The sequence below is a fragment of the Streptomyces sp. NPDC018947 genome, from assembly GCF_044390505.1.
Classification (GTDB): domain Bacteria; phylum Actinomycetota; class Actinomycetes; order Streptomycetales; family Streptomycetaceae; genus Streptomyces.
In genome coordinates, this window is record NZ_JBIRZD010000014.1 from 20,377 (window position 1) to 46,863 (window position 26,487).

Below are 26,487 nucleotides of genomic sequence, written 5' to 3' on the forward strand. Positions count from 1 at the left end.
CGGTCGGGTGATGCGGGGTCAGGAGGAGTGGAACGGCAGTCCTGCGTCGGCCACCAGGTCCAGGTCGTCCGTGTCCTCGGCGGGCAGCAGGGTGGCCGTGCCGTCGGTGACCGGGACGACGCCCAGCTCCAGCAACTCGGCCATCGCGGCGCTGCCCGCCATGTCCCGCACCTGGAGCTGGTAGCGGGCGGTCGTGCGGTAGGTGCCGCCGTTCTCGTCGCCGGTGCGCTGGAGGAAGCCGGACTCGGTGAGGAAGGCGGCGGCCTTGCCGACGATGCCGGTGGTGGAGCCGGGAAGTCTGCGGGCGTCCTTGGTGGCGCCGGTGGCGCTGCGTCTGGCCCAGATCCGCCAGGCCGCCTCCAGGCCGGGGGCGTCGCTGGCCGGGTCGGTGTTCTCCCCCCGCTGCTCGGCGCGCTCCTCCAGGCGCCGGCATGCCTGGCGGACGAAGGCGTCCACTCCGTTGACGGTGACGCGGCCGATGTAGCCGTCGTCGGCGAGATCCTCGGGGCGCGGGTAGGCCATGGCGGCGACGGCGAGGTGGGCGAGGCCGTGCAGGAAGCGGTCGCCGGAGTCGGTGGCGGCGCGGCGCGCGTAGTCGCCCATGCGGACGGCGAACACGGAGTCCTCGGCGGCGGTCACGGCCATGCCCGCGCGGGGGGAGACCTCCAGGACGACGAGTCCGAGGCCCGCGGCGACGGCGTCGGCGAGCCGGGCGAAGGGCGGGTCCTCCCGGTAGCGGCGCAGCAGGTCGGCGTACTCCTGGTCGCGCGCCGGCAGCAGCTTGGGCTGAAGGCCGAAGGCCACGAGCCGCGCCGCGTCGGCGGCGTCGGCGGGCGTGACGGCCGCGGTGGCCGGTGCGGCACCCGCCTCCGGTTCGCTCCGGTCGACGTGCTCGGTCACGGTCGGTGCTCCTCGCTGTGCTGGGGGGTCTCGCTGTGCTGGTGGGTGGTGCGCTGCCGGTGCAGCCGGCCGGGCGGCCCGGGGTGCGCGGCGTCGTTCACGCGGCCTCCGTCCGGTCCGCCGCCATCCCGGCCGCGTCGAGCAGGGCCGTGCCGACGATGAGGTCGGCTCCGCCGAACTCGGGATCGTCCAGCTCGGTGCCGTCGTCCACGGCGAACAGCAGCTTGGGCTCGCCCTGCCGGTAGGCGGTGCCGACCGGCGGGCTGGCCGCGTGCACGGCCAGCAGCGCGACGAGGTAGGGCAGGTCGGGGTCCTGGGCGCGGGCCTCGGCCAGCAGCCCGGACAGCCGGCGCGGGGCGTCGTGCGGCAGGTCGAGCAGTTCCGTGGCGGCCGCCATCTGCTCCTCGCTGAAGCGGCTGTCGTCCGGGGTGGCGATCAGGTCGGGCTCGGGCATCTCGGCGCCCAGGTGCTCCCTCTCCACGGGCGGTGTCAGGAGGATGTCGACGAGGTCGCCCACCCGGACGGAGACGGGGGTGCGCAGGCCGGTGCCGCGGGCGAAGAAGGCGTCGGTGACACGCAGCGCCTGCTCCAGGGGCAGGGGCAGGACGGGGGCGACGAGGTGCCCGTACAGGTCGAGGCCCGAGGTCGTCAGGGGGGCGGCGAAGGCCTGCCGGTCCTGTTCGGCGCGGAAGAGCGGGCCGGCCTCCAGCAGCCGGGACTGGAGCTGGGTGTGGCGGCGGATGCAGTCCTTGACGATGTCGACCAGTTCGGCGGCGCGGCGCTTGTGCTCGGGGTCCTCGGACTCGTCCCGGGCCTTGCGGATGTTGGTGAGGATCGCGTTCTCGTGCCGGTACCGGTCGGCCACGTGGTCCAGGGCCTCGGCGATCATGTCGGGGACGGCGCTCAGCCAGTCCACCGCGCGGACGTTGCGGCGGGTGGCGTCGAGGGCCTTGCGCAAGGTCTCCGAGTACTGGACGGTCCGGTAGCGGGCCTGTTCGGCGGCGAGCTGCGCGTCGGCCAGGCGGCCGCGGCTGATCAGCACCTCCAGCTTGACCTCGGCGGCGATCTGGGCGCTGGTGACATCGGTGTCCAGGGCGCCGACCAGGACGTTGACCGCCTCGTCGGTGGTGCGCAGGTAGACGGTGCCGCCGGGGCCGGGGACCTCCTCCAGCAGCTTGAAGTCGTAGTCGCGCCGCACATAGGTGCCGTCCGGCTCGAAGGTGCCGTACACGGCGCGGAATCCGCGGTCGACGCTGCCGACGTTGATCAGGTTCTCCAGGACCCAGCGGGCCACGCGCTCGTGCTCGGCGGCGGGACGCGCCGGGGCCTGGGCGGCGACACGCGGGACGAGCCGGGCGACGATCTGGTCGTGGTCGGCGCCCGTGTCGAAGTCCATGTTCAGGGTGACGAGGTCGATCGCGGCGAGCGCGACCTCCGCCATGCCGTACACCGAGTACTCGCCGGCGAGGTTGGCCTTGCGCGCGTCGAGGTCGTGCAGCGGGGCCGTGCAGGCGAGCGCGCGCAGCCGCCGCGCCAGTCCCTCGTCGGCGGCCGGGCCCGGGGCGGGGCGCGGCCCCGCGCTGAGCTGGGGCGGAACGCTGTCCGTCGATGCAGGCGAAGTCACGGTGCACAGACTAGGTCCTCGATCTGACAACGACCCAAACGGCGCAGAACACCGCCTGACGCACCGCGTTCCGCGGAGCGTCAGGCGGTGGCGCCGCCGTCGCCGCCGACCCGCCTGCGGTAGACGTCGACGACCTCGTCGAGCGAGTTCTCCAGGTAGACGGCGAGCAGCCGTTCGGCCGTCTCCCGCTCCCCCGCCCGCAGCGCCTCCAGCACCTCGGCGTTGCGCGCGATGTACGGCTCGTGCAGGACCCGCGGTTCGTCCACGACGTGGAAGGCCAGGCGCAGTTCGGCGAAGACGCTGCGCATCAGCTCGTCGGTGCGCTCGCTACCGGCGAGGGCGACCAGTTCCTGGTGGAAGTGGATGTTGGCCGTACCCACACCTTTCCAGTCACCTTCGAGGGCCGAGGCGCGCCCGTCCTCGACGGCCGCGGCGAGGCCTTCGAGGGCGTACGGGGGTTCTTCGAGGCCCCGGACGACGGCGCACTCGACGAGGGCGCGGGTGCGGTAGATGTCCTCTACGTCCTCGATGCTCAGGACCCGCACGAACACGCCCCGGTTCAGCTCGTGGACGAGGAGGCGTTCGTGCGTGAGCAGCCGGAACGCCTCGCGCAGGGTGTTGCGGGAGACCCCGAGGGCGCCGCCGATGCTGTCCTCCGACAGGCGGGTCCCGGGCGGGAAGTAGCCGTCGGCTATGCGGCTCCTGAGGATGTCCGAGACCCGCTCCGCGGTGCTGGTCCGCCCGAGGAGGGCCCGGTCGTCGGCCAGTCCCGTCAACTGCTCTGCCATGCCCGGAATTCAACCGCAGATGCCAGGACGAAACAACGTGGGTATTGAGGAATCGTTGAACGATCCCCTACGGTGCCAGGCACGTACCCCACGCGGCGTACGCTCGCCCACCCGCGCCGCACACCGTCCGCTCACCCGACAAGCACCCTCCGTCCTCTCCTGCGAGGTGCCCATGAGCACGGCTCCACCCCCGCGGTACCCGTCCCCCCGCCCCTGCGGGGCGGACGACCTCCATGCCGACGGCGGCGCGTCCGGCCCACCGCGCGCCCCGGGACCGCGGGACCGGCGCGCCCTCGGCGGCGTGCCCGGCCATGACATCGCGGCGCCGGCCCTGCCGGGGCCGCCGCGGACACGTGGGAAGGAACCGGCATGAAGCACACACAACCGGGGACCGGGGACCGGCCGCTGGTCCTCGTCGACGAGCACGCGCACGCGTGGAGCCCGGAATCGGCCCGGGCCCGCTTCCGGGAGGGGCTGGCCGGACCCACGGCCGGCGTCGCGGCGGGGCACACCCAGGCCAACCTGATCTCGGTGCCCGCCGACTGGGCCTACGACATGCTGCTGTTCTGCACGCGCAACCCCAAGCCCTGCCCGGTACTGGACGTCACGGACGCCGGTTCCTGGTCGACGGCGCTCGCCGAGGGCGCGGACCTGCGCACCGACCTGCCGCGCTACCGGGTGTGGCGGGACGGCGCGTTGGTGGACGAGCCGACGGACGTGCGCGCGCACTGGCGGGACGACCTGGTGTCGTTCCTGATCGGCTGCAGCTTCACCTTCGAGTGGGCGCTCACCTCGGCGGGTGTGCCGATCCGGCACGTCGAGCAGGGCCGCAACGTCCCGATGTACGTCACCGGCCGCCCGTGCCGTCCGGCGGGGCGGCTGCACGGCCCGATGGTGGTGTCCATGCGTCCGGTGCCGCCCGAGCACCTGTCGGCGGCGATCCACGAGACCAGCCTGCTCCCGGCGGTGCACGGGGGTCCGGTGCACTGCGGCGCGCCCTCGGCTCTCGGCATCGGCGATCTGGGCCGGCCCGACTTCGGGGACCCGGTGGACTTCGCACCGGACGACATCCCGGTGTTCTGGGCCTGCGGAGTGACCCCGCAGGCGGCGGTCATGGCCTCGCGCCCGCCCTTCGCCATCACCCACGCTCCGGGGCAGATGTTCCTGACGGACGCACGCGACGAGCAGTACCGCGTGACCTGACGGGGCAGCCCCGGCTACGCCCCCGTCCCGCGACTGAGGACGGCAGCCCGGCGGAGCGGCGCCGAGCGAGCCCGTACGACGAGGTGCGGGCGCCGCGCCGGGCGGGCCGGGCATCCGGTGCACCGGCCCGCCCGGCGGGTCAGCCCTCGTTCACAGGGCGGGCGCGTCGGGTCCGAAGCGGCTGCGTACGGCCGTCTGGACCTCGTCCTCCTCGGCCGGGTCGGCGGCGAGCCGGCGAAGTCTCTCGACGACGCGGTTGTCGCCGGTCTCGGCGTACCGGGCGGCCAGTTCTCGGGTCGTCTCCTCGCAGTCCCACAGGCACTCGACGGCGAAGCCGGCGGCGAAGGACGGGTCGGTGGCGGCGAGGGCGCGGGCGGCCCTGCCGCGGAGGTGGGAGGAGGCGGTCTCACGGTAGATGTGGCGCAGTACGGGAGCGGCGCAGGCGATGCCGAGCCGTCCGGCGCCGTCGACGAGGGTCCACAGGGTGGGCGCGTCGGGGCCTTCGCCCCGCACCGCCTCCCGCAGCGCGGCGAGGACCAGGTCGCGGTCCCGCGCGCCGCCCCGGCAGGCGAGGACGCGCCCGGCGGCGGCGCCCAGGGCGTCGGGCCGGTGGGCCCAGGCGCGGGCCCGGTCGACGGCGGCGAGGCCGCGCATGCGCTCGAAGGCGGCGACGGCGGCCTCCACGACGGGTGCCGTGCCGGTCACGGCGGCGGCCTCGACCAGATCGAGGACATCGGGGTCGCCGCAGTCGGCGAGGTAGCGCAGGGCCGTGCAGCGGGCGCCCTCGGTGCCGGACCGCGCGGCCTCGACGATCTCGGCCCGGTCCTCGGGCCCGGCGACGGCCGCGAGGCAGCGGGCGGCGGGGACATGGAGCGCGGCGCCGCGTTCGACGCCCTGCTGGGCCCACTCGAAGACGGCCCGCACGCTCCAGCCCGGACGCGGTCCGCTGGGGCTCATCTGCCGCTGCCAGCGGTCGAAGCAGCCCGTCTCCTGGGCGGCACGCACGCGCGTGGCGATCGATTCGCGCGGATCCTCGGCCCACAGGCGCCAGGGCCTGGGCTCGAAGGCGTCGCGCACGGCGACGGCCAGCTCGGCGTCGCCCTCCGGATCCCGCGGGAAGCGGGCCAGGACGGGCGCGGCGAGGGCGCGCAGTCCCGCGTCGTCGTCGCGCAGCGCCAGTTCGTCCAGGGCCCAGGCCCAGTTGACGCCGTGCGCGGCGTAGCGGCGCAGGAGCTGGAGAGCGTCGAGCCTGCCGTAGGAGGCGAGGTGGCCGAGGACCGCGAGGGCCAGGCCGGTACGCGACTCGTCGGAGTCGAGGACGTCCTCGGGGTCGAAGAGGTGGGCCTCGATGGCGTCCAGCTCGCCGCCCAGGTCGAGGTAGAGGCGGGCGTAGTAGAGGGAGCGGTTCTCCACCTGCCAGTCGTGGCGGGGGTCGCGCAGCACACAGTGGTTCAGCGCCGCGAGCGCCTCGGCGCGGGGGGCGGTGAGCGCGTGCAGCGTGCCGTCGCCGCGACCCCGCTGCAGCAGGCCGAGCAGGGTACCGCTGGGCGCTATGACCGGATCGAACATGGGAAACAGCCTCACATCAAGCGTCGACGCAACCGGGAAACACGCGTTACCTGGCCGCGCGACAACACGTCGGAGCGCCCGCCGTTTCTTGCTTGCTGTAGACCATGTTCCTCTGCCTCTCGTCGGTGGCCCATGCGGGCCGCATCACGGCCCGCGCGGTGCGGCAACACCTGCCCAGCCATCACGTCCGTGAACCACGTCGTCATGATGACCCGGCGGTCACATCTGCCGCGACCGAAATTTCGGCGGCCCGGTACCGCCTCCCCCGTTGGTCGTGTCTTCCCTGGTCAGCGTGGCCGACCAGGCGTACGTCGGCGTCGGCTCACGCCACGCCGAACAGCTCCAGGAGCTCGGTCCGGGCGAACATCCGCGCCGTGTCGACCGCCGACGGAGTGCCCGCGGAAGGATCCGCTCCGGCTTCGAGGAGGGCCTTGATGACGTCGGTCTCCCCCTTGAAGGCGGCACCCGCGAGGGGGGTCTGCCCCCGGTCGTTGACCCGGTCGGCCTCGGCGCCGCGGGCCAGCAGGGCGCGCACCGTCCCGGCGTGACCGTGGTAGGCGGCGAGCATGACGAGGGAGTCGCCGCGGTCGTTGGTGAGGTTGGCCGGAACGCCGGCGTCCACGTAGGCCGCGAGTTCCTCGGTCCGCCCCTGCCGGGCCAGATCGAAGATCTTGGTCGCCAGCTCCACGACCTCGGGGTCGGGGGCTTCGTTCATCGGCCGGACCACCTCTCACTCATGGACGTACGCACAGGGACGTACGGACGTCGGGGACTGCATGTGCGCACGGCCGCGAGCGGTGCGGCCGTACGAGTGAATCGCCAGGGTACTGGCTCGCGCCGCCCGGAACCGGACGCGGCCGAGGCAAAGATCGTCACGGACCCGGCCGGACGCGACCCCGCCGCCCGGCCGGCCGGAGGACCGCTCCGCCACATGGGGCAAATTCATAGAAATTCCCCCATTTGCACCTTTTATCGTATGGATACATCCTGTGAGCCTGGAAGTACTCATGGTGACTGTCCCCACGAACCAGGAGAACTCACATGATCCTCTCGATCTCAGGCGTGGTCCTGCTCGGCGTCGTCGTCTTCATCTTCTTCCGCAAGGACGGCCTCAAGGCCTCGCACCTGCTGGTCGCGGTCCTGTTCGGCTTCTACCTCGCGAGCACGGCCATCGCCCCGAGCATCAAGGCGGGCGGCGAGAGCCTGGCGGGCCTTCTCGGCGGAATCAAGTTCTGACGGCCGACCCCGCCCGAAACCCGCACGTACGGACCTCCAGGAGGCAGCAGTGACCCGGCGGCCCCTCCCCCGCATTCTGAGCAAACGCGGCGCACAGCTCGCGCGGAGCCGGGAGCTGGCCCGGACGGCGGCCGACAGCGCGACCGACGTCCTCCAGCCGCTCATCACGATCGCGCGCGGTCTCGGCCGGCTGGCCTCGGCCGCGCGGCGCAGATGGACCGAGACCCCCAGGGACCGGCGCGGCGCGCTGCTCTTCCTGGTGGCCTCCGTCGTCCTGGTCGTGGCACTGATGCCGTACGGCCCGCTGCTCGCCGTCATCGTGCTGATGGCGGCGGCGGCGTGGCAGGGCAGGGACCGCACCCCCGCGGCACCCGCCGGGCCCGACGACGCCCAGACCGAGCGCCTCAAGTCGCTCTACGAGGCGCTGGTCCCCTACTTCTCGGTCGCCGAGGACCCCGATCCGCTGTACGCCCACGGCGGCGACTGGCAGAAGGCGTTCCCCGCCTACGAGTTCGACGACACCGGCCGCGTCACCGAGCTGGTGATCCGCTACCCCGCCTACTTCACCGACGGGGAGGCCCGGTCCCGGGCGCGCATCGAGCACCTGCTCACCGCCAAGGCCGGCCGGGGCCGCGAGTACCAGTACACGTGGGACGAGGAGGCCAACCACCTCACGGTCGCCGTCCTCGCCCCGCTGCCCACCGACATCGCCGTCCAGCGCTTCGTCACGGCACCCGGCGAGACGGTCCTGGGCTTCACCGACCCGACCCGGGTCCAGCGGACGCTGCCGCTCACCCACGGCGAGGAGCAGCGGGACGTACCGCCGGTCGTCTGGCGCACGGGAGTCCGCTCCACCGAGCCGCACCTGCTGGTCCTCGGCCAGCCCGGGAGCGGCACCTCCACCCTGCTGCGCTCGATCGCCCTGCAGGCCCTGCACCACGGCGACCTGGTCGTCGTGGACGGCGGGGGCACCGGCGAATACGCCTGCCTCACCGGGCGCGACGGCGTCCTGGCCGTGGAGTGCGGGCTCGCCGGGGCGCTGACCAGCCTCGAGTGGGCCGCGCACGAGACGGAGCGCCGGCTGATCGCCGCCAACCGGGCGCGGCAGGAGGGCCAGGCGCCGCCCGACGACACGCGGCGGCCCCTGTGGGTGCTCGTGGACCGGCCGAGCGCGTTCGCGCACCTGGCCGCCGCGGACGGCCGCCGGGACCCCCAGTCCCTGCTCCAGGTCCCGTTGCGGCACGGAAGGGCGGCCAACGTGACCGTCGTCGTGGCCGACCAGCTCGACGCCCTGGACGGCCTCGGCGACGCCGTACGGCAGCACACGCGTGCGCGGGTCGTGCTCGGGCCGGCCGGCGCGGAGGAACTGGCGGCCGCGCTCGGCGCCGCCCCGCACACCACACCCGTCGACCAGGTGCCGCCGGGCCGCGGCTACGCCCGCCTCGGCACCGGCCCGGTACACCGGCTCCAGGTGCCGGCCACACCGGACCCCTACGACGACGCCACCAGCGACGCGCACCGGCAGGCGGTGCTGGACCTGCTGCCGCCGCGGACAACACCGGCCGACGGCGAACAGGCGGCCGTGCCCGCGAAGGCCAGGCCGAAGGCGATCCTCATCGAGACGAAAGGGCTCCAGATGGAGACGAAGACCGTCTCGGCCGAGCCGGAGGCGGTGCCGCTGGAGGCCGGAGCGGTCGCGGTGAGGACGAAGGCGGTCCCCGTGGTGGTCGAGGCCGGTGCCGTCTCCGCCGGGGCCGGGGCGCGTCCGGTGAAGACCGACGGGGGCGCCGGGGCCTCCCCTGTCGTGGCGGAAGCCGAGGAGGCGACCGAGGCGGAGGCGATCCCGGTGCAGCCCGAGGACCCCTCCGGAGCCCTGCCGGCCCCCGCGGAGGGCCGGGCGCACGCAGTCGAGACGGAGGCGATCCCGGAGCCGTCCGTGGAGAGGCAGGCGGTCCCGGCGGGTGCTGGGGAGTCCTCTCTCGGGGAGACGGACCGGAAGACCACGGCGGTGACCGCTCCCGCGGCGGAGACGGTCACCGCCGAGGCACCGCTCGCCGACGCGGTACCGGCCGCGGCGGCCACCGCGGACGCCGAAGCGGTGCCGGCCAAGGCCGTCGCGGTGGAGACGAGCTGACCGGGGAGACCCGACGACGGGCCCGGGGCGGATCCGCCCCGGGCCCGTCGTCCGTTCCACGACCGCTCCCGCGCGCGTCCCCGCCGGGTCGTACGGCACCGAGACCGCGCCCGGCGCGACACCCCACCGGCCGGCCGCCCCGTTCGAGCGACCGCGGAAACGCCGCCGCACGGCCTGTCGGAACCCCGGGTCCCGCGAGCCCGGCGCCGCGGCCCCCTACGCCACGAACGTCCGCGGCGCCTCGTTCCCCGCGCCGCCCCCGTTCTCGACCAGCCGGGCCGCCGCGGCCAGCCGTACCGCCGCCTCGTCCGCGACCGCGCCGACCACGGTGAACGGCAGGCGGACGTACCCCTCGAAGGCCCCGTCGACGCCGAACCGGGGGCCGGACGGGACCCGCACCCCGACGCGCTCCCCGGCCTCGGCCAGCCGCGAGCCCGAGAGCCCCCCGGAGCGCACCCACAGGGTCAGTCCGCCGCGCGGCACCTCGAACTCCCAGTCCGGCAGCTCCCGCCGTACGGCCGCCACCAGATCGTCCCGGTTCTGCCGGGCCTGCTCGCGGCGCATCCGCACCGCCTCCTCCCAGCCGCCCGTGCTGAACAGCCAGTTCACGGCGAGCTGCTCCAGGACGGGCGTGCCCAGGTCGGCGTAGGCGCGCGCGGCGACCAGGCTGCGGATCACGTCGGGAGCGGCGCGGACCCACCCGATGCGCATCCCGGCCCAGAAGGCCTTGCTGGCCGAGCCGACGGTGACCACCGTGGAGCCGGCCGGGTCGAAGGCGCACACGCGGCGCGGCATCTCGACGTCGTCCTCGAGCCACAGTTCGCTCATGGTCTCGTCGGCGACGAGGACGGTCCCGGCCGAGCGGGCCGCGTCCACCAGCCGGCGCCGCTGGTCGTCGTCGGCGAGGGCGCCGGTGGGATTGTGGAAGTCGGCGACGACGTAGGCGATCCGGGGAGCGGCCTCGCGCAGCACCTGCCGCCAGCGGTCCACGTCCCAGCCGGTGAGGCCCTCGGCCATGGCGACGGGCACCAGCCGCGCGCCCGCCTCGCGCATGAGCTGGAGGATGTTGGCGTACGACGGCGACTCGACGGCGATGCGCTCGCCGCGGCCCCCGAAGAGGTGACAGATCGCGTCGATCGCGCCCATGGCGCCCGTGGTCACCATGATCTGCTCGGGCATGGTCGGGATCCCGCGCGCCGTGTAGCGCTCGGCGATCATCGACCGCAGCGCGGGCAGCCCCGCCGGGTAGTCGCCGTGGGTGTGCGCGTAGGGCGGCAGTTCCTCCAGGGCGCCCTGGACGGCCCTGGTCAGCCACGGCTCGGGCGCGGGGAGCGCCGCGCAGCCGAGGTCGATCATCGAGCCGAGCGCCTCGGGGGGCAGCGGCTCCAGGCCCCTCGCGGGAAGCGGATTGCCCGCCGGTACGGCGGTCCAGCTCCCGGCGCCGCGCCGGGACTCCAGGAAGCCCTCGGCGCGCAGGGCCTCGTAGGCGGCGGCGACGGTGGTGCGGCTGACGGTCAGGGCGAGGGCCAGTTCGCGTTCGGCGGGCAGCCGCGCGGCGACCGGCACCCGCCCTTCGAGCACCAGCAGCCGGATGCCGTCGGCGAGCGCGCGGTAGGCGGGCGGGCGGCGGGTGCCGGGGCCGGCCGGCCGGTCCTGCTGGGAGCCGAGCAGTCGTGCGAGCTGGGCGGCCCCCACGGCCGAGGTCCACTGAGCCATGGAAATCAGTCCACCTTCCCCGAATTGGCCATGGTTGACCCTGCTTCTCACGCCTCAGGGTGTCATGGAGCAGTCCACTACCACCACACAGGGGGCACATCTTGTCCACACGACCAGTGCACGGGCATGTGGCACGGCGGCTGTTCCAGCTCTACGGCGGTCTGGCGCTGTACGGCGCGAGCTCCGCCCTGCTGGTCGGGTCGGGGCTCGGCCTCGAACCGTGGAACGTGCTGCACCAGGGCCTGTCCGAGCGCACCGGCCTGTCCATGGGCGTGGTGCTGACGATCGTGGGCGCGGGCGTCCTGCTGCTGTGGATCCCGCTGCGGCAGCGGCCGGGGCTCGGCACGGTCTCCAACGTGCTGGTGATCGGCGCGGCGATGGACGCCACGCTGGCCGTCGTGCCCGACGCCCACGGCTGGACGCTGCGGATCGCGATGATGGCGTCGGGGATCGTCCTGAACGGCGCGGCGACCGGGCTGTACATCGCGGCGCGGTTCGGTCCCGGTCCGCGCGACGGCCTGATGACCGGCCTGAACCGGCGCACGGGCCTGTCGGTGCGCCTGGTGCGCACCGTCCTGGAGATCACCGTCGTGGCCACGGGCTTCGCCCTCGGCGGCACGGTCGGCGTCGGCACGCTGCTGTACGCCCTGTCGATCGGCCCGCTCGCCCAGGTCTTCCTGCGGGTGTTCGCCGTCCCCGAGCCGTCGCAGGGCAGCACGGTGGTTGCCGCGGGGCGGCCCCGGCGCGCGATACTGCGGCCGTGACCACCCCGATACGCCACCCCTATCTCGACCATCCCGGCCCGATCGCCTTCGCCCACCGGGGCGGTGCCGCGGACGGCCTGGAGAACACGCTGCGCCAGTTCCGGCGCGCGGTCGAGGCGGGCTACCGGTACATCGAGACGGACGTCCACGCCACGCGGGACGGCCGGCTCGTCGCCTTCCACGACGCGACGCTGGACCGGGTGACGGACGGGGCGGGCCGGATCGCCGACCTGCGGTGGGAGGAGGTGCGCCGCGCGCGCGTGGCGGGCGAGGAGCCGGTGCCGCTGTTCGAGGAGCTGCTGGAGGCGTTCCCCGGGGTGCGCTGGAACATCGACGTGAAGGCGGAGCCGGCGCTGCGGCCCCTGCTGGCGCTGATCGAGCGGACGAACGCCTGGGACCGGGTCTGCGTCGGCTCCTTCTCCGAGGCCCGGGTCGTCCGCGCCCAGCGGCTGGCGGGGCCCCGCCTGGCCACCTCGTACGGCACGCGGGGCGTCCTCGGTCTGCGGCTGCGCTCCTGGGGCGTGCCGGCCGCGCTGCGCCGCTCGGCGGTGGCCGCGCAGGTGCCCGAGACCCAGTCCGGCATACCGGTGGCCGATCACCGCTTCGTGCGCGCCGCCCACGCGCGCGGGCTCCAGGTCCACGTCTGGACGGTGAACGATCCGGAGCGGATGCACCGGCTCCTGGACCTGGGAGTGGATGGCATCATGACCGATCACATCGACACACTGCGCAAGGTCATGGAGGACCGAGGCGTCTGGGTCTGAGGCCGTCCGCGCCCCTCCGAGCCCCGTGCCGGGCCCCAGGGCGTGGCGCGTTCACGGGGAAGAGAGGGCACGGGTGGGCATCGACACCGTGCGGACGGACGCGGCCGACGGGGCCGCCGACCGGCGGCGCGAGCAGCGCGGCTGGTACTTCTACGACTGGGCGTGCTCGGTCTACTCGACGAGCGTGCTCACCGTGTTCCTGGGGCCGTATCTGACGTCGGTCGCCGAGTCGGCGGCGGACGCGGACGGATACGTCCACCCCCTGGGCGTCCCGGTGCGGGCCGGTTCCTTCTTCGCGTACTCGGTGTCCCTGTCGGTGATCGTGGCGGTGCTGGTGATGCCCCTGGTGGGAGCCGCGGCCGACCGTTCGGGCCGCAAGAAGCCGCTTCTGGCGGCGGCCGCGTACACGGGGGCCGCGGCGACGACCGCGATGTTCCTCCTCGACGGGGACCGCTATCTGCTGGGCGGGCTGCTGCTGGTCGTCGCCAACGCCGCGCAGTCGGTGGCGATGATGCTCTACAACTCCTACCTGCCGCAGATCGCGCCACCCGCCGAGCGCGACGCGGTCTCCTCGCGCGGCTGGGCCTTCGGTTACGCGGCCGGCGCGCTGGTGCTGGTCGCCAACCTGGTCCTCTACACGGCCCACGACTCCTTCGGGCTGAGCGAGAGCGCGGCGGTCCGCATCTGCCTGGCGTCGGCGGGACTGTGGTGGGGTGCCTTCGCGCTCATCCCGCTGCGGCGGCTGCGCGACCGGCGCGCCCCCACGCGGGAGGCGGCGCTGCCCGGTTTCCGGCAGCTCGCGGCGACCGTCCGCGACATGCGCCGCCGTCCGCTGACGCTGGCCTTCCTGCTGGCCTACCTCGTCTACAACGACGGCATCCAGACGGTGATCTCCCAGGCCTCGGTCTACGGATCCGAGGAGCTGGGGCTCGGGCAGTCCACGCTCATCGTGGCCGTCCTGCTGGTCCAGGTCCTCGCGGTGGCGGGCGCGCTGGCCCTGGGCCGGCTGGCCCGGAGATACGGGGCCAAGCGCACGATCCTCGGGTCGCTGGTCGCCTGGACGGTGACCCTCGCGGCCGGCTACTTCCTGCCGGCCGGCGCGCCGGTGTGGTTCTTCGTGCTGGCCGCCGGGATCGGCCTCGTCCTCGGCGGCAGCCAGGCGCTGTCCCGGTCGCTGTTCTCGCATCTGGTCCCGCCCGGCAAGGAGGCCGAGTACTTCTCGGCCTACGAGCTGAGCGACCGCGGCATGAGCTGGCTCGGTCCGCTGCTGTTCGGCCTCACCTACCAGCTCACCGGGAGCTACCGGGACGCGATCATCTCGCTGGTGGCGTTCTTCGTCGTCGGTTTCGTGCTGCTCGCGCGGGTGCCGGTGCGGCGTGCGATCGGCGACGCGGGCAACCCGGTCCCCGAAAGGATTTAGCAATCGGCGCGAAAGGGCGGTAGTGTACGCGTTTGGCCTGCCAGGCGTACCGTTACTGCGCGTCAAAGGTGCCGAAACGCTATGTCACATCTGGCAACAGAGGTGACAAACCGGACGTCGGCGGGTACTGCACTGGTTGCAAGGCTGCGGCTGCGACGGCGACGCAGGGCCCGGAACGGGGACTCCGGACGGGAATCTTTACCGCCGCCCGGACGTTGACCGGATGACGACGACAGCGACACCTGTCCTGTGGGCGACAAGCCCGGGAGGCACGATTCATGAGTGAGCGAGCTCTTCGCGGCACGCGCCTCGTGGTGACCAGCTACGAGACGGACCGCGGCATCGACCTGGCCCCGCGCCAGGCCGTGGAGTACGCATGCGAGAAGGGGCATCGGTTCGAGATGCCCTTCTCGGTCGAGGCGGAGATCCCGCCGGAGTGGGAGTGCAAGGTCTGCGGGGCCCAGTCACTCCTGGTGGACGGCGACGGCCCCGAGGAGAAGAAGGCCAAGCCCGCGCGTACGCACTGGGACATGCTGATGGAGCGGCGCACCCGCGAGGAACTCGAAGAGGTCCTCGAGGAGCGACTGGCCGTTCTGCGCTCCGGCGCGATGAACATCGCGGTGCATCCGCGGGACAGCCGCAAGAGTGCGTAGTCCCGCCTGGGGCTGAGCCGGCTCTTCGGCGAACACACGACGCGGGCGCCGTACGTGATCCACGTACGGCGCCCGCGTCGTGTCGTGTGCGCCCGCCTGCCCGGCGTCAGCGCGTCAGCGGAGGGCGGGGGTCCTGCGGGGCGTCGTCCGGCTCGTCGCGGATGACCTCTCCCTGGACGACCTTGCCGTCCGGGCGGTGCATACGGGCCTGGCGGAACGCGTCGCCCAGGGTGCCGGGGCCCGCCTCGCGGAGCTTGCGCTCGAAGGTGCGCTGCGTGGACCGGCTCACGGCCTTCTGCACCGGGGGCAGCAGGAGCAGCAGGCCGAGCGCGTCCGAGATCAGGCCGGGGATCATCAGGAGCAGTCCGCCCAGCATCGTCAGGCCGTTGCCCTCGCTGTTCGTGCGGGGCGCGGGCATCACGCCGGGCTGCTGCTGTTGCAGCGTCTCGGTGAGGTCGCGGAAGGCCCGGCGGCCGGCCCGCTTGATGACCACGGAGCCGAGCAGCATGCCCGCGACCAGGATCAGGAAGACCACCCACCCGCTCGACGCGCCCGCGACCACGGTGAGCAGCCAGATCTCCAGCACGAGCCAGGCGGCGAGGCCCAGCGGCAGGTACGTGCGCAGCCGGGAGCGCCGGGGCCGGGCGGGGGTCCTGGGGGGCTGAGCGCCTGTCGTCATGCTTCCAGTGTGCCTGGGCCCGGCTCAGCGCGGGATAAGGGGGTGATCAGGCCTTCCGGTCCCCGGTGCCGGCCTGCGCCGTCCCCCGCGGGAGGTCCTCGTCGGGGCCGCGGTCGCCGCCCGGCCCGGCGGGGGCCTTGTCCCGGCCGAGGACCTTGCCGACCCGCTCCCCCACGCCCCAGGTGGTGACGCGCCAGAGCGCCTCGACGAGGATGTCGCGGCTCATCTTCGAGTCGCCGAGTTCGCGCTCGACGAACGTGATGGGCACCTCGACGACGTGGTAGCCGGCCTTGACCGCGCGGCGGGCCAGGTCGACCTGGAAGCAGTAGCCCTGTGAGGCGACGTCGTCCAGGCCGAGCCCCTCCAGGGTCTCCCGGCGGAAGGCGCGGTAGCCGCCGGTGATGTCCCGCAGCGGCAGGTCCAGCGCCAGGCGCGAGTACATGCTGCCGCCCCGGGAGATGAACTCGCGGGACTTGGGCCAGTTCACCACCCGGCCGCCGGGCACCCAGCGGGAGCCGAGCACCAGGTCGGCGCCCTTGAGCGCGGTCAGCAGGCGGGGCAGTTCCTCGGGCTGGTGGGAGCCGTCGGCGTCCATCTCGACCAGCACGCCGTAGCCGCGCTCCAGGCCCCAGCGGAAGCCCGCCAGATATGCGGCGCCGAGGCCCTCCTTGCCCTTGCGGTGCAGGACGTGGACCTGGTCGTCCGCCGCGGCCAGTTCGTCGGCGAGCCGGCCGGTGCCGTCGGGGCTGTTGTCGTCGGCCACGAGCACGTGGGCCTCGGGGACCGCCTCGCGCACGCGCTCGACGATGGCCTTGATGTTCTCCGCCTCGTTGTAGGTCGGGATGATCACCAAGGCCGTGCCCAGGGGGCCGAACCGCCTCCCTTGGTCCGCTGCCGCGAGCGTCCCGTCGCCGTCGTTCACTGCTGCCCCTTCATGTCCGTACGCAGAGCACCACCATAGTGGCCACGGCCTGCGATGACGTGACAGGACGCCGGAATGGTGGTGTCGCGGCGGCCGACGCCGGGTAGGGATGCGCGTTTCGGGCCGTTTCCGCTGCGGATGGGGGCCCGGCGCCCTTCGGGCCGACCTGGGACCCGCTGGCTGCGGGTCGACCGAAAGCCGTTGTCTACTGAGCTGCCGGGCCCCACCCGGGTCACACCTCCCGACCGGCCATGACGTTCCCTCGTCGCGGCGCGGGCGCTGAGCCTGGCTCCCAGTGGCGGTGCGCCGGTGCGGCACACCGTCCCTGACGCAGCGGCGCCGCCACGAGTGCGCGGAGGTTTACCCGGTCGGGCGTCCGGTGGTGGACCCGGCCGAACCTACCGGCCCCCCGCCGTCGCCTGTCAACACCGGTGCCACCTGCGGCGTTCTCGTCAACCCCCAGGCCAGCGCGGCGTACGGGCGGGGTTCGCGGGTCCGAAGATCATCGCCCCGTCGGCCGTGGAGATCACTCGCCCGGCCGTACGAAGACCGTCCGGCCGCCGATGACGGTGCGCAGACAGACGGGCAGGTCGCGGCCCGGGGTCAGGTCGGGCAGGCCGGGGGTGCCGGAGCGGGGGTCCGTCGACCAGCGCGCCACCCGGTCGTCGGGGGCCTGCACGACCAGGTCGCCGGTGCGCCACACGGCGTAGTCGGCGGGCGCGCCGGGGACCAGGACACCCGCGTCGTCCCGGCCGATCGCCCGCCAGCCGCCCCGCGTGTGCGCGGTGAACGCCGCGCGCACGGAGACGCGGTGCTCCGGGGTGCGATGGAAGGCGGCCGCCCTGACGGTGCCCCACGGGTCGAGGGGCGTGACCGGGCTGTCGGAGCCGAAGGCCAGCGGGACGCCCGCGCGCAGCAGGGCCGCGAAGGGGTTGAGGGTGCGGGCCCGCTCGGCGCCCAGGCGCTGGGCGTACATGCCGTCCCCGCCGCCCCACAGCGCGTCGAAGGCGGGCTGGACGGAGGCGGTCAGGCCCAGTTCGGCGAAGGCCGCGATCGTCTCCGGGGTGAGCATCTCGGCGTGTTCGACGCGGTGCCGGGCGGCTCGGACGCGGGCGAGGCCGACCTTCTCTGCGGCGGCGCGCACGCCCTCCACGACGGCGCTCACGGCGGCGTCGCCGATGGCGTGGAAGCCCGCCTGGAGGCCCGCCTCGGTGCAGGCCACGACGTGCGCGGCGACCGCCTCGGCGTCCAGGTAGGCGGTCCCGGTGTGCCCGGCGTCGGCGTAGGGCTCGTGCAGGCGGGCGGTGTGCGAGCCGAGGGCGCCGTCGACGAAGAGGTCCCCGGCGGCGCCGGCCGCACCCAACTCCCGCGCCTTGTCGACGTCTTGCTCGGCCCAGTAGCCGATCACCCTCGGCCCGTCCTCCTGGGCGGCCAGACGCAGCAGACCCGTGAAGTCGTCCTCGGAGGAGATCTCGGGGCCTGCGCACTCGTGAACGGTTCCGATGCCGAGGGAGGCGGCGTGCGCGAGGGCGGCGCGCTGGGCCTCGGTGCGCTGGGCGGGGGTGAGGGCGCCCAGCGCGGTGGCGCGCACGGCGTGGTGGTCGTCGGCGGTGAGGGGGCCGTCGGCACGGCTCACGTTCCCCGGGACGAGGTCGAGCAGGGCCGTCGTGACGACCGCCGAGTGGACGTCGACGCGGCTGAGGTAGAGGGGCCGGCCGCCGGTGGCCTCGTCCAGTTCGGCGCGGGCCGGGGGCCGGCCGTCGGGCCAGCGGGAGGCGTCCCAGCCGTGGCCGAGCAGGACGCGGTCGGCCGGGCGGGCCGCGGCGAACTCGCGGACGAGGGCGAGGGCCGCCTCGCGGGAGGGCGCGCCCGACAGGTCGAGGCCGGTGAGCGCGAGGCCCGTGGAGGTGGTGTGCACGTGTGCGTCGGTGAACGCCGGGGTGACCAGGGCGCCGTCCAGGTCGATCACCTCGTCCACGCCGTCCGCGAAGGCGTCCGCGGCCCCCTCGGAGCCGACCCAGGCGACCTGGCCGCGTTCGACGACCATCGCCGTGGCGAAGGGGTCGGCGGGACTGTGGACCTCGCCGCGGCGCAGCAGGACGGTGGCGGGCGGGGTGGTGGACTCACTCATGGACACCAGTCTCGCCCCTCGCCCCGGCCGGTCCGCACGCAGGTCGGCGCTGCGTGCGGGCGGGGCACCCACGGTGGGTCAGATGCGGGGCGGGCGGGCCTCGTAGGGCGTGGAGAGCACGACGGTGGTCCGGGTCGAGACGCCGGCGAGGGAGCGCAGCCGGGCGAGCAGCTCCTCCAGCTCGTGGGGGGTGGCCACGCGGACCTTGAGGATGTAGTTCTCGTCGCCCGCCACGCTGTGGCAGGCCTCGATCTCGGGCACCCCGGCCAGGCGGTCCGCGATGTCGTCGGGGGCGCTGGGGTCGAACGGTTTCACGGAGATGAAGGCGGTCATCGGCAGCCCGACGGCCTCCGGGTCGACGACCGCGGCGTACCCGCGGATGACGCCACGCTGCTCCAGCCGCCGCACCCGCTGGTGCACGGCCGACGTGGACAGGCCCGTGGCCTTGCCCAGGTCTGTGTAGCTCATCCGCCCGTCCTTGACGAGCAGCTGCACGATCTGTCGGTCCAGCTCCTCCATGGCGCAAGAACCTACAGTGCGCTTGATCTTCTCGGATACCCGAGCGGCGCGGACCGCCCCCGGTCCGGGCCGGGGACGGGTCCGGCGAGGGGTCCCGGTGGGGACAAAAACACCGCACCGGGCAACCGCGACATGCATGTGACGAACGCCACACGCCTTGGGTCGTCTCCGTGATGTTCTCGTGATTACCCGTGAGGGGGGACGGGAAGTGCTTGCTGTGGTCGAGGCCGCAGTGCCTTCACGGCCCAGCCCGAGGGGGAGAATCCCATGCAGAGTCTTAAGCGCCCTGGTCGTACCGCGCCCAAGCGGCAGCAGCCCGTCGTCGAATCCGTGCCGGAGGGTGTCGATCCCGACGCCTTCGACGACGAGGAGTTCGACGCCTACGACACCTTCGAGATGTACCGGGTGATCTGCCCGGACTGCGCGCAGCCCATCGCCCTGCTGGCGGACGAGGAGGTGCTGCCGGAGCACGCGCTGTGCGCCTCGCCGTGGAACCCGTTCGGTCTGACCGTCTGCGCCGGCACCGGCCGCAAGGCCGCCGACGCCCGGCCCGCGGACGAGTCGTTCCGGCCGCACGAGCAGGACACCGCCCTGCTGCTGACGCTCCCCAGGGGCCTCGACTGGCGGACGCAGCCCTTCTCCCACGTCGGCGGCCCGGGTTCGCGCCCGATGCGTGTGCCGACGATGCGGCGCGAAGCCGCCTGAGCGACCGCGCCCCTCGCGGGGCGCCGCTCCCTGTACGGACCTCTTCCGCGCCACGGCCCGCTCGACGCCGTGGCGCGGTCGGGTGTGCCGCGGCCGGGTACGCAGGCGCACCCGTGAACGCACGCCCGATTCCGCGGGCGGGTGACCTGTCCGCGCTCCGCCGCGTTGCCCGGGTATGACTGCCACGCACTCGGCCACCGGGAGCCGGCGCCGCGTGTTCGTGCCGGTGCCGACGGGATCGGTTCCGCCGGCGCCGCGACTCCCGGACCCGCCGATCTACCGCGAACTGATGCGGACCTGGGCCGACCGCGGCCGCACCCTGCCGGGGCGCCACGACCCGGAGTGGGTCAGGCTCGCGGCGCCCCCGCACCGGCTCGGCGACGCCGTCGCCGCCGGCGACATCAGCGTCACCGGCACCTTCAGCGTTCCTCGGGCCCCACGAGGTGACGGGCGATGACCATGCGCTGGATCTGGTTGGTGCCCTCGACGATCTGCAGGACCTTGGCCTCGCGCATGTAGCGCTCGGCGGGGAAGTCCGCCGTGTAGCCGTAACCGCCGAGGATCTGCACGGCGTCGGTGGTGACCCGCATCGCCGCGTCGGTGCAGTGGAGCTTGGCCATCGCCGCCTGCCGGGAGAACGGCCGCCCCGCGTCCCGCAGCCGCGCCGCCGCCAGGTACAGCGCGCGGCCCGCCTCGATCTGGGTCGCCATGTCGGCGAGCATGAAGCGCAGACCCTGGAAGTCGGAGATCGGCTTGCCGAACTGCCGGCGCTCGGCCGCGTAGGACATCGCCTCGTCGAGCGCCGCCTGGGCCACACCGATGGCGCAGGCGGCGATGCCGAGCCGCCCGGAGTCGAGGGCGGACAGGGCGATCGAGAAGCCCTGGCCCTCGTCGCCGAGCCGCCGGGAGTCGGGGACCCGCACGCCGTCGAGGTGGATCTGCGCGGTGGGTGAGCCCTTGAGGCCCATCTTCTTCTCCGGGACCGCGGCGCTGAGCCCCTCGGCGTCGCCGGGGACCAGGAACGCGGTGATGCCCTTCGGCCCCTCCGCTCCCGTGCGCGCCATGACGGTGTAGAAGTCGGCGATGCCTCCGTGCGTGATCCACGCCTTGGTGCCGGTGAGCACCCAGTCGTCGCCGTCGCGCACCGCCTTGGTGCGCAAGGAGGCGGCGTCGGAGCCGGAGGCAGGCTCGGAGAGGCAGTAGGCGCCGAGCAGGCCGCCGCCGAGCATCGCGGGCAGGTGCTCGACCTGCTGCTCCTTGGTGCCGTGGGCGGCGAGGGCGTAGGAGGCGAGGGTGTGCACGCTGACGCCGAGGCCGACGGTGAGCCGGACCGCGGCGAGTTCCTCCAGGACCTGGAGGTAGACCTCGTAGGGCTGCTCACCGCCGCCGTACTCGGCGTCGTAGGGCAGGCCCAGCAGCCCGGCCTCGGAGAGCAGCGTGAAGACCTCGCGCGGGAAGCGTCCGGCGTCCTCCTCCTCGGCCGCGCGCGGGGCGATCTCGCGCTCGGCGATGTCGCGGACGAGCGAGATCAGATCCCGTGCCTCGTCCGTGGGCAGTTGCCGTTCCACCGGCTGCGGGGCGCGGTCGGGCATGGCGACGCTCTCCTCCCTGTCGGGCACATCGGCGGACCGTGCGCCTTGGGTGGAGGCGGTTCCGCCGGGTCGTTCGGGCCTGGCCGATGCTCGCACTCCCGGGTCGCGGAAGCGCCTGACCAGCGGCTGTGCGCTGTGAGTATGCCCGATCGGACGTATGGAGTCACCAGTTAACGACCGCTCACTTCAAGAAATCTCACGGGCACGCCGAGAGGCCCGGAAACGCCGGGAACCGGCGGCGGTTTGGTCCGAACCATTGACCGCTGTGGTCTAGTCCTCCTACGGTGACGTGCCGAACGCCTTACCGCGTTCATGCCAATCGGCGAGCGTTCCCTCTTCCCCCCACGAGGAGACACCCGATGCATCTCCCCCACGTCCCCCGCGCCCGCTTCCGGGCGCTGCTCTCGGCCCTGTGCTCCGCCGCCCTCGGCGCGGGACTGCTCGCGGGCGCGGGCGCCGCGACGGCCGCGGACACCCCCGCGGCCTCTCCCGCCGCCTCCGCCGCCCGGGCGGCGGCCGGGTCCAAGGTGGTCGGCTACTTCACCGAATGGGGCACGTACGACCGCAAGTACTACGTCAAGAACATCGAGACGTCCGGCTCCGCGGCCAAGCTCACCCACATCAACTACTCCTTCGGCAACGTCACCGGCGGAAAGTGCGCGATGGGCGACGCCTACGCGGCGACCGACCGGGCGTACACCGCCGCCGAGTCCGTCGACGGGGTCGCCGACGCCTGGGACCAGCCGCTGCGGGGCAACTTCAACCAGTTGCTCAAGCTGAAGAAGAAGCACCCGAACCTCAAGATCCTGTGGTCGTTCGGCGGCTGGACCTGGTCCGGCGGCTTCGCGGAGGCCGCGAAGAACCCGGCCGCCTTCGCCCAGTCCTGCTACGACCTGGTCGAGAACTCCAAGTGGGCCGGGGTCTTCGACGGCATCGACATCGACTGGGAGTACCCGAACGCCTGCGGGCTGACCTGCGACACCAGCGGCCGGGACGCCTACCGGAAGCTGATGGGCGCCGTGCGCGCCAAGTTCGGCTCCGGGAACCTGGTCACCGCGGCCATCCCGGCCGACGCGTCGGCCGGCGGGAAGCTCGACGCGGCCGACTACGCGGGCGCGGCCGCGTACGTCGACTGGTACAACCCGATGACGTACGACTTCTTCGGCGCCTGGGACGCGTCCGGGCCGACCGCCCCGCACTCCCCGCTGACCTCGTACTCCGGCATTCCCAAGGCGGACTACCACACGTCGGCGACGATCGCGAAGCTCAAGGGCCTCGGCATCCCGTCCTCGAAGCTGCTGCTCGGCATCGGTTTCTACGGCCGCGGCTGGACCGGCGTCACCCAGTCGGCGCCCGGCGGCACCGCGACCGGCCCGGCGAAGGGCACGTACGAGAACGGCATCGAGGACTACAAGGTGCTCAGGTCGACCTGCCCGGCGACGGGAACGGTGGCCGGCACCGCGTACGCCAAGTGCGGGAGCAACTGGTGGAGTTACGACACCCCGGCGACCATCGCCACCAAGATGACGTACAAGAACCAACAGGGGCTGGGCGGCACGTTCTTCTGGGAGCTGAGCGGGGACACCGCGAACGGTGAGCTGATCAGGGCGATCAACTGACCGGACCGGTGGGCGTCCTGGGGGGCGGAGGCCGGCTCGGGTCTCCGCCCCCTTCGTCAGCTGTCCCGGCGGGCGGGTGCCGGGGCCGGGCAGGAGGGGTCCAGCTCCTCGACGGCGCGCAGGGCGCCGCCGAGCGTCTGCACCAGCAGGTCGCGCACGGCCTCGCGGGGCAGTTCGGGGCGGTCGATCCAGCTCAGGGTGGCGCCCTCGACGCCGCACACCCAGGAGAGCAGGCCCATGCGGGCCACCGGCCCGATGTCGCGGCGGCCGTAGGCGCCCTCGGCGATGGTCGCGACCATCGCCTCGCGGACCCCGTCGCGGATGGCCTGCACCTCGGCGTCGAAGCCGACGCCGCCGCTGACGATGGTGCGGTAGGCGGCCTGGTGGTGCTCGGCGTAGCGCAGATAGCCGTCGACGGTGCGGTGAACGCGGTCCGCCCTCGGCAGTCCGGTGCCGTCGGCCGCGGTGGTGACCAGGCCGTCGACGGCGTCCTGGATGATCGCCAGGTAGTAGCCCCGCTTGGACCGGAAGTAGTAGTAGATCAGCCCCTTGGTGACCTGCGCCTGGCGGGCGATGTCGTCCATCGAGAGCGCGTCGTACGACGTGTCGGCGAACAACCTGCGGCCGATGGCGATGAGTTCGCCGCGGCGGCCCGGTAAGCGGTCGGTGCGGCGCGACCCGGGACCGGCGTCGGAACCCTGTCGACTGATGTTCACTTTCGGCCCTGGTCTCTGCGGGGGGCGGGACTTCCGCAGTATGGCAGGCCGGGTCGTGGGGCAGGTCACACCCGAGCGAGGTCAGAGCAGGCCGAGCTGGACCACGAGCATCGCGATCACCACGACGAGGCCCCAGCCCGCGAGGTGCTCGACGAGCTTCGGGCCGTGGTCCTCGGGACCTCCGGTGCGGGCGCGGGCGGCGGTGGCGGTGTGTGCGGTCATGACTTCTCGCTGCTCTCGGACGACTGCCGGACTCCCCCGCTGACGCTGTCCACCTTGCCACCGTGGGCGGCTTTCGCGGCGGAGACGTTGCTCACAGCCGACGGCCCCCGGCACTGGTGCGTGCCGGGGGCCGTCATGACGCCGGCGCGCGGTCAGCGCACGCCCACCGCCGCGAGCGCCTTGCGCTGGCGCGGGCTCAAACGTGCCGGGAAGTACAGGTAGCAGACGCCGCCGGTGCCGGAGACGACCTTGCCACTGGCGTTGTACCGCTTGGTCCTGAGCCAGATGTTCTCCCACTCGCGCCGCTTGTAGACGCGGCGCACGGCCTCGTTGTCGTCCGAGGCGGGGTCGTTGGCGATCACGTCGCCGTCGGCGGTGAAGCCGATCACCGTCATCAGGTGGCCGGAGGTGCCGTAGCCCGCCCCGGTCAGCTCCTTCTCCAGGAAGGACTGGGACGTGATGGCCGGGATGCCGGCCGCGATCAGTGTCTCCAGGTCGGTGAGGGAGCCGAGGCGGGTGACCACGCCCTGGAGGCCCTTGAAGGTGGCCGCGTAGGCCGCGTTGAAGGGCCAGTTGCCGCAGCCGGCGTACTGGTGGTCGTAGGTGTGCCGGGCGGCGTGGCAGACCTGCGGGTCGGCGTAGGACGGGTCGACCCAGGCGAGCTGCTCCTCGGTGAGGCGGCCGCCCCAGTACTCGATGATCATCTGCGAGGAGGTGGGGCTGCACCAGGCCTCGCCGCCGTTGTCGTACTCGGGGTACTGGCCCTTGTGGATCTCCTGCGAGTAGCGCGGGACGCTCAGTTCCCGGGCGAGACCGGGCGTGGACGCGGGCACGGTGAAGCGGTCCGGGATGTCGGAGCCCATCGCGCCGAGCCGCCAGACGGTGGGCGTGAGCCCCGTGCCGGGACGCCGGTACAGGGTGAGCCGTAGCCGGTAGGAGACCAGCCGCAGGCCGGAGGAGGCGTCGTCGACGGAGAAGGTGTCCGTCCAGACGCTGCTCCTGCCGTCGCCCTGGTCGTCCACGGAGGTCCGCTTGATGTCCTGGTCGCCCGCGGCCCAGCGGCCCATCACGTACCAGGGGGTGTCCGTGCCGTCGGAGTAGGTGCCCCGCAGCTCGACCTGGAGCCAGGTGCCGCCGGGGGTGTGCGCGTTCCAGGAGGCGATGACCTCCGTCGAGGGCACGGCGAGCCGGTGGACGGGCGAGGTCCACGTCGCGTACTCCCAGCCGGCGGTGGTGCCGGTGTGCGGGTCGGTGTACTCGGTGGTGCCGGCCGGGGCGGCGATGACGACGCCGGGACGGGCGCCGGCGACGGCCCTGGTGCCCCGCGCGGTTCCGCCGCGCCAGTCGCTGAACGTGGTCCAGGCCCGGTAGTCGACCGGGCGGGAGGCGGGGTCGGAACCCGCGGCGGCGGGACCGGCCCACGGCGCGGCGTGGGCGGCGGCCGGCATCGCACCGGCGGCCACCGCGGCGGCGACGGCGGCGGCCAGGACCGTTCTGCGGGACGGCTGTTCGGCTCTGCTCATGGGTGAGAGACCCCCAGGTGTGCGAGTCGTGGCGGTTCCATTGCTCGGACGTGCGCCAACTATGGCCGCAGGCCGCTCCTCCTGCCAGCACTTGCGCGCACGCCACGCCATGAACATTGGTGTCGACCAGTGGCGGGGCGGGGACGCCGAGGTCGGGTGGGGCGTGCGGGGCCGCCGGGGTCGGGCGGGGGGCGTCCGGGGCGGGGCGGCGATTAGAGTGCTGGGCGTACGCCGTCCGTCCCTCCGCCGCGCCCGGGATCCGCCATTCACCAGCTCGCCGCCCTGCTCCGCCGGCTGCCGCCCTCCTGCGGGCCCGTGCGCCTCGTCGGTGTGGACGGGCACGCCGGGTCGGGGAAGTCCACCTTCGCCGGGCGGCTGGCCGACGCCCTGGACGGCGCGCCGGTGCTGCACCTCGACGACATCGCCAGTCACGACGAACTGTTCGGCTGGACCGGGCGGCTGGCGGAGCAGGTGATCGAGCCCCTGCGGCACGGCGAGACCGCGCTCTACGCGCCCTACGACTGGCGGGCCCGCCGCTTCACCGAGCCCCGCTCCCTGCCGCCCGCGCCCGTCGTGCTCGTCGAGGGGGTCGGCGCCGGCCGCCGGGCCCTGCGCCCGCACCTGGCACTGCTGCTGTGGATGGAGCTGCCGCGCGAGGAGGCGTGGAGCCGCGGACGGGCGCGCGACGGGGCGGAGCAGCGGACGTTCTGGGACGGGTGGATCCCGGCGGAGCGCCGGCACTTCTCCGACGACCCCTCGCACCCCTTCGCGCACCTTCTGGTGCGGCAGAGCAAGACGGGGTACGAGGTGCTTCCGGGGCCGGCGGGAGTGGCGGACGCCCCGCTCTTTCTCACGCAGGGTGACGGACCATCCGCAATGTGCTGAACCTGTGAAGATCGCGGTCTCGCAACGCGCCGAAGTGCCTCAACTCTGCTTGACCCAGGGGCCGTACAGGTCTTACGTTCTCAATGTGCGGCAGTTCGAAGCCGCCCGCAGACGCGAAGCCCCCGGTTGTTCCCCCGTGACCGGGGGCTTCGTTCTGCCCAAAACCGATTTTCCGGGCGCCCCGCGGCACCGCCCGCTCACCC

24 protein-coding genes and 1 pseudogene are annotated in these 26,487 nt (G+C 73.6%); 11 read left to right on the forward strand and 14 right to left on the reverse strand.

The window, feature by feature from the left end:
• Positions 1 to 18: 18 nt before the first annotated feature.
• From ACH499_RS24880 to ACH499_RS24890, 3 genes are all read right to left on the reverse strand, one after another.
• Positions 19 to 900, reverse strand: coding sequence for a hypothetical protein (locus ACH499_RS24880; RefSeq protein WP_356199224.1), 882 nt, complete (start codon positions 898 to 900; stop codon positions 19 to 21).
• 97 nt (positions 901 to 997) lie between these two features.
• On the reverse strand, positions 998 to 2,524 hold the full coding sequence (locus ACH499_RS24885; protein WP_356199226.1) for a hypothetical protein: 1,527 nt from the start codon (positions 2,522 to 2,524) through the stop codon (positions 998 to 1,000).
• A gap of 80 nt (positions 2,525 to 2,604) precedes the next feature.
• On the reverse strand, positions 2,605 to 3,312 hold the full coding sequence (locus ACH499_RS24890; protein ID WP_399018424.1) for a GntR family transcriptional regulator: 708 nt from the start codon (positions 3,310 to 3,312) through the stop codon (positions 2,605 to 2,607).
• Positions 3,313 to 3,681: 369 nt separating this feature from the next.
• On the opposite strand from ACH499_RS24890, the gene ACH499_RS24895 reads away from it, so the two are divergent.
• Positions 3,682 to 4,515 (forward strand): putative hydro-lyase, encoded by an 834-nt coding sequence (locus ACH499_RS24895; RefSeq protein ID WP_399018426.1) that lies wholly within the window; start codon positions 3,682 to 3,684, stop codon positions 4,513 to 4,515.
• A 150-nt stretch (positions 4,516 to 4,665) separates the two neighbouring features.
• On the opposite strand, the gene ACH499_RS24900 is transcribed toward ACH499_RS24895, so the two are convergent.
• Both ACH499_RS24900 and ACH499_RS24905 read right to left on the reverse strand, forming a co-directional pair.
• Positions 4,666 to 6,084, reverse strand: coding sequence for a HEAT repeat domain-containing protein (locus ACH499_RS24900; protein WP_399018428.1), 1,419 nt, complete (start codon positions 6,082 to 6,084; stop codon positions 4,666 to 4,668).
• Between the two features lie 322 nt (positions 6,085 to 6,406).
• On the reverse strand, positions 6,407 to 6,799 hold the full coding sequence (locus tag ACH499_RS24905) for an ankyrin repeat domain-containing protein (protein WP_356199233.1): 393 nt from the start codon (positions 6,797 to 6,799) through the stop codon (positions 6,407 to 6,409).
• Positions 6,800 to 7,125: 326 nt separating this feature from the next.
• Here ACH499_RS24905 and ACH499_RS24910 point away from each other — a divergent pair, with 326 nt between their 5' ends.
• Positions 7,126 to 7,320: a hypothetical protein gene (locus ACH499_RS24910; RefSeq protein ID WP_007447353.1), complete on the forward strand. Its 195-nt coding sequence runs from the start codon at positions 7,126 to 7,128 to the stop codon at positions 7,318 to 7,320.
• A 49-nt stretch (positions 7,321 to 7,369) separates the two neighbouring features.
• A pseudogene (locus tag ACH499_RS24915) lies at positions 7,370 to 8,903 on the forward strand (hypothetical protein); the annotation flags it as partial.
• A gap of 767 nt (positions 8,904 to 9,670) precedes the next feature.
• Here the strand turns inward: ACH499_RS24915 and ACH499_RS24920 are convergent.
• Positions 9,671 to 11,170: a PLP-dependent aminotransferase family protein gene (locus ACH499_RS24920; protein WP_356199235.1), complete on the reverse strand. Its 1,500-nt coding sequence runs from the start codon at positions 11,168 to 11,170 to the stop codon at positions 9,671 to 9,673.
• Positions 11,171 to 11,271: 101 nt separating this feature from the next.
• Here ACH499_RS24920 and ACH499_RS24925 point away from each other — a divergent pair, with 101 nt between their 5' ends.
• The 4 genes from ACH499_RS24925 (at position 11,272) to ACH499_RS24940 (ending at position 14,771) form a co-directional block, all read left to right on the forward strand.
• Positions 11,272 to 11,934, forward strand: coding sequence for a YitT family protein (locus tag ACH499_RS24925; protein ID WP_399018431.1), 663 nt, complete (start codon positions 11,272 to 11,274; stop codon positions 11,932 to 11,934).
• Entirely contained in the window at positions 11,931 to 12,698 is a 768-nt protein-coding gene (locus ACH499_RS24930; RefSeq protein WP_399018433.1) for a glycerophosphodiester phosphodiesterase, read from the forward strand. The genes ACH499_RS24925 and ACH499_RS24930 overlap by 4 nt, the downstream gene beginning before the upstream one ends.
• Positions 12,699 to 12,771: 73 nt before the next feature.
• Positions 12,772 to 14,118 (forward strand): MFS transporter, encoded by a 1,347-nt coding sequence (locus tag ACH499_RS24935; protein WP_399018435.1) that lies wholly within the window; start codon positions 12,772 to 12,774, stop codon positions 14,116 to 14,118.
• Between the two features lie 278 nt (positions 14,119 to 14,396).
• On the forward strand, positions 14,397 to 14,771 hold the full coding sequence (locus ACH499_RS24940; protein ID WP_356199240.1) for an RNA polymerase-binding protein RbpA: 375 nt from the start codon (positions 14,397 to 14,399) through the stop codon (positions 14,769 to 14,771).
• Between the two features lie 106 nt (positions 14,772 to 14,877).
• On the opposite strand, the gene fxsA is transcribed toward ACH499_RS24940, so the two are convergent.
• The 4 genes from fxsA to ACH499_RS24960 all read right to left on the reverse strand — a co-directional run bounded on the left by fxsA (position 14,878) and on the right by ACH499_RS24960 (position 19,022).
• Positions 14,878 to 15,450: an FxsA family membrane protein gene (fxsA, locus tag ACH499_RS24945; protein WP_399018437.1), complete on the reverse strand. Its 573-nt coding sequence runs from the start codon at positions 15,448 to 15,450 to the stop codon at positions 14,878 to 14,880.
• A gap of 46 nt (positions 15,451 to 15,496) precedes the next feature.
• A complete protein-coding gene (locus ACH499_RS24950) occupies positions 15,497 to 16,372 on the reverse strand; it encodes a polyprenol monophosphomannose synthase (protein ID WP_356199244.1) in 876 nt (291 codons plus the stop codon).
• Between the two features lie 526 nt (positions 16,373 to 16,898).
• Complete coding sequence (locus tag ACH499_RS24955; RefSeq protein WP_399018439.1) at positions 16,899 to 18,503, reverse strand: amidohydrolase; 1,605 nt, start codon at positions 18,501 to 18,503, stop codon at positions 16,899 to 16,901.
• Between the two features lie 78 nt (positions 18,504 to 18,581).
• Positions 18,582 to 19,022, reverse strand: coding sequence for an Lrp/AsnC family transcriptional regulator (locus ACH499_RS24960; protein WP_004002750.1), 441 nt, complete (start codon positions 19,020 to 19,022; stop codon positions 18,582 to 18,584).
• Positions 19,023 to 19,289: 267 nt separating this feature from the next.
• On the opposite strand from ACH499_RS24960, the gene ACH499_RS24965 reads away from it, so the two are divergent.
• Both ACH499_RS24965 and ACH499_RS24970 read left to right on the forward strand, forming a co-directional pair.
• Positions 19,290 to 19,727 carry a hypothetical protein gene (locus ACH499_RS24965; RefSeq protein ID WP_399018441.1) on the forward strand — a complete coding sequence of 146 codons (438 nt, stop codon included), beginning with the start codon at positions 19,290 to 19,292 and terminating at the stop codon, positions 19,725 to 19,727.
• A 175-nt stretch (positions 19,728 to 19,902) separates the two neighbouring features.
• Positions 19,903 to 20,184, forward strand: coding sequence for a hypothetical protein (locus ACH499_RS24970; protein WP_399018443.1), 282 nt, complete (start codon positions 19,903 to 19,905; stop codon positions 20,182 to 20,184).
• Here ACH499_RS24970 and ACH499_RS24975 read toward each other — a convergent pair.
• Positions 20,147 to 21,319: an acyl-CoA dehydrogenase gene (locus ACH499_RS24975; protein WP_356199556.1), complete on the reverse strand. Its 1,173-nt coding sequence runs from the start codon at positions 21,317 to 21,319 to the stop codon at positions 20,147 to 20,149. The two genes, ACH499_RS24970 and ACH499_RS24975, sit on opposite strands and share 38 nt — an antisense overlap.
• A gap of 359 nt (positions 21,320 to 21,678) precedes the next feature.
• Here ACH499_RS24975 and ACH499_RS24980 point away from each other — a divergent pair, with 359 nt between their 5' ends.
• Positions 21,679 to 22,938 carry a glycoside hydrolase family 18 protein gene (locus ACH499_RS24980; protein ID WP_399018445.1) on the forward strand — a complete coding sequence of 420 codons (1,260 nt, stop codon included), beginning with the start codon at positions 21,679 to 21,681 and terminating at the stop codon, positions 22,936 to 22,938.
• A gap of 56 nt (positions 22,939 to 22,994) precedes the next feature.
• Here ACH499_RS24980 and ACH499_RS24985 read toward each other — a convergent pair whose 3' ends face one another.
• From ACH499_RS24985 to ACH499_RS24995, 3 genes are all read right to left on the reverse strand, one after another.
• The gene (locus tag ACH499_RS24985; RefSeq protein WP_356199253.1) at positions 22,995 to 23,654 is read right to left on the reverse strand and encodes a TetR/AcrR family transcriptional regulator; all 660 of its coding nucleotides are present in this window, start codon (positions 23,652 to 23,654) and stop codon (positions 22,995 to 22,997) included.
• Positions 23,655 to 23,735: 81 nt separating this feature from the next.
• Entirely contained in the window at positions 23,736 to 23,876 is a 141-nt protein-coding gene (locus tag ACH499_RS24990; RefSeq protein WP_356199254.1) for an SCO1431 family membrane protein, read from the reverse strand.
• Positions 23,877 to 24,028: 152 nt separating this feature from the next.
• The gene (locus ACH499_RS24995; protein WP_399018447.1) at positions 24,029 to 25,399 is read right to left on the reverse strand and encodes a peptidase C39 family protein; all 1,371 of its coding nucleotides are present in this window, start codon (positions 25,397 to 25,399) and stop codon (positions 24,029 to 24,031) included.
• Positions 25,400 to 25,663: 264 nt separating this feature from the next.
• On the opposite strand from ACH499_RS24995, the gene ACH499_RS25000 reads away from it, so the two are divergent.
• On the forward strand, positions 25,664 to 26,284 hold the full coding sequence (locus ACH499_RS25000; protein ID WP_399018635.1) for a uridine kinase: 621 nt from the start codon (positions 25,664 to 25,666) through the stop codon (positions 26,282 to 26,284).
• The last annotated feature ends 203 nt before the right edge of the window (positions 26,285 to 26,487 follow it).

What these genes read in the sequence shown, in the direction of transcription:
- ACH499_RS24890 (WP_399018424.1), bottom strand. Translation starts at nt 3,312, where the DNA reads ATGGCAGAGCAGTTGACGGGACTGGCCGACGACCGGGCCCTCCTCGGG.
- ACH499_RS24895 (WP_399018426.1), top strand. Translation starts at nt 3,682, where the DNA reads ATGAAGCACACACAACCGGGGACCGGGGACCGGCCGCTGGTCCTCGTC.
- ACH499_RS24900 (WP_399018428.1), bottom strand. Translation starts at nt 6,084, where the DNA reads ATGTTCGATCCGGTCATAGCGCCCAGCGGTACCCTGCTCGGCCTGCTG.
- ACH499_RS24905 (WP_356199233.1), bottom strand. Translation starts at nt 6,799, where the DNA reads ATGAACGAAGCCCCCGACCCCGAGGTCGTGGAGCTGGCGACCAAGATC.
- ACH499_RS24910 (WP_007447353.1), top strand. Translation starts at nt 7,126, where the DNA reads ATGATCCTCTCGATCTCAGGCGTGGTCCTGCTCGGCGTCGTCGTCTTC.
- ACH499_RS24920 (WP_356199235.1), bottom strand. Translation starts at nt 11,170, where the DNA reads ATGGCTCAGTGGACCTCGGCCGTGGGGGCCGCCCAGCTCGCACGACTG.
- ACH499_RS24940 (WP_356199240.1), top strand. Translation starts at nt 14,397, where the DNA reads ATGAGTGAGCGAGCTCTTCGCGGCACGCGCCTCGTGGTGACCAGCTAC.
- fxsA (WP_399018437.1), bottom strand. Translation starts at nt 15,450, where the DNA reads ATGACGACAGGCGCTCAGCCCCCCAGGACCCCCGCCCGGCCCCGGCGC.
- ACH499_RS24955 (WP_399018439.1), bottom strand. Translation starts at nt 18,503, where the DNA reads ATGAGTGAGTCCACCACCCCGCCCGCCACCGTCCTGCTGCGCCGCGGC.
- ACH499_RS24960 (WP_004002750.1), bottom strand. Translation starts at nt 19,022, where the DNA reads ATGGAGGAGCTGGACCGACAGATCGTGCAGCTGCTCGTCAAGGACGGG.
- ACH499_RS24965 (WP_399018441.1), top strand. Translation starts at nt 19,290, where the DNA reads ATGCAGAGTCTTAAGCGCCCTGGTCGTACCGCGCCCAAGCGGCAGCAG.
- ACH499_RS24970 (WP_399018443.1), top strand. Translation starts at nt 19,903, where the DNA reads ATGACTGCCACGCACTCGGCCACCGGGAGCCGGCGCCGCGTGTTCGTG.
- ACH499_RS24975 (WP_356199556.1), bottom strand. Translation starts at nt 21,319, where the DNA reads ATGCCCGACCGCGCCCCGCAGCCGGTGGAACGGCAACTGCCCACGGAC.
- ACH499_RS24980 (WP_399018445.1), top strand. Translation starts at nt 21,679, where the DNA reads ATGCATCTCCCCCACGTCCCCCGCGCCCGCTTCCGGGCGCTGCTCTCG.
- ACH499_RS24990 (WP_356199254.1), bottom strand. Translation starts at nt 23,876, where the DNA reads ATGACCGCACACACCGCCACCGCCGCCCGCGCCCGCACCGGAGGTCCC.
- ACH499_RS24995 (WP_399018447.1), bottom strand. Translation starts at nt 25,399, where the DNA reads ATGAGCAGAGCCGAACAGCCGTCCCGCAGAACGGTCCTGGCCGCCGCC.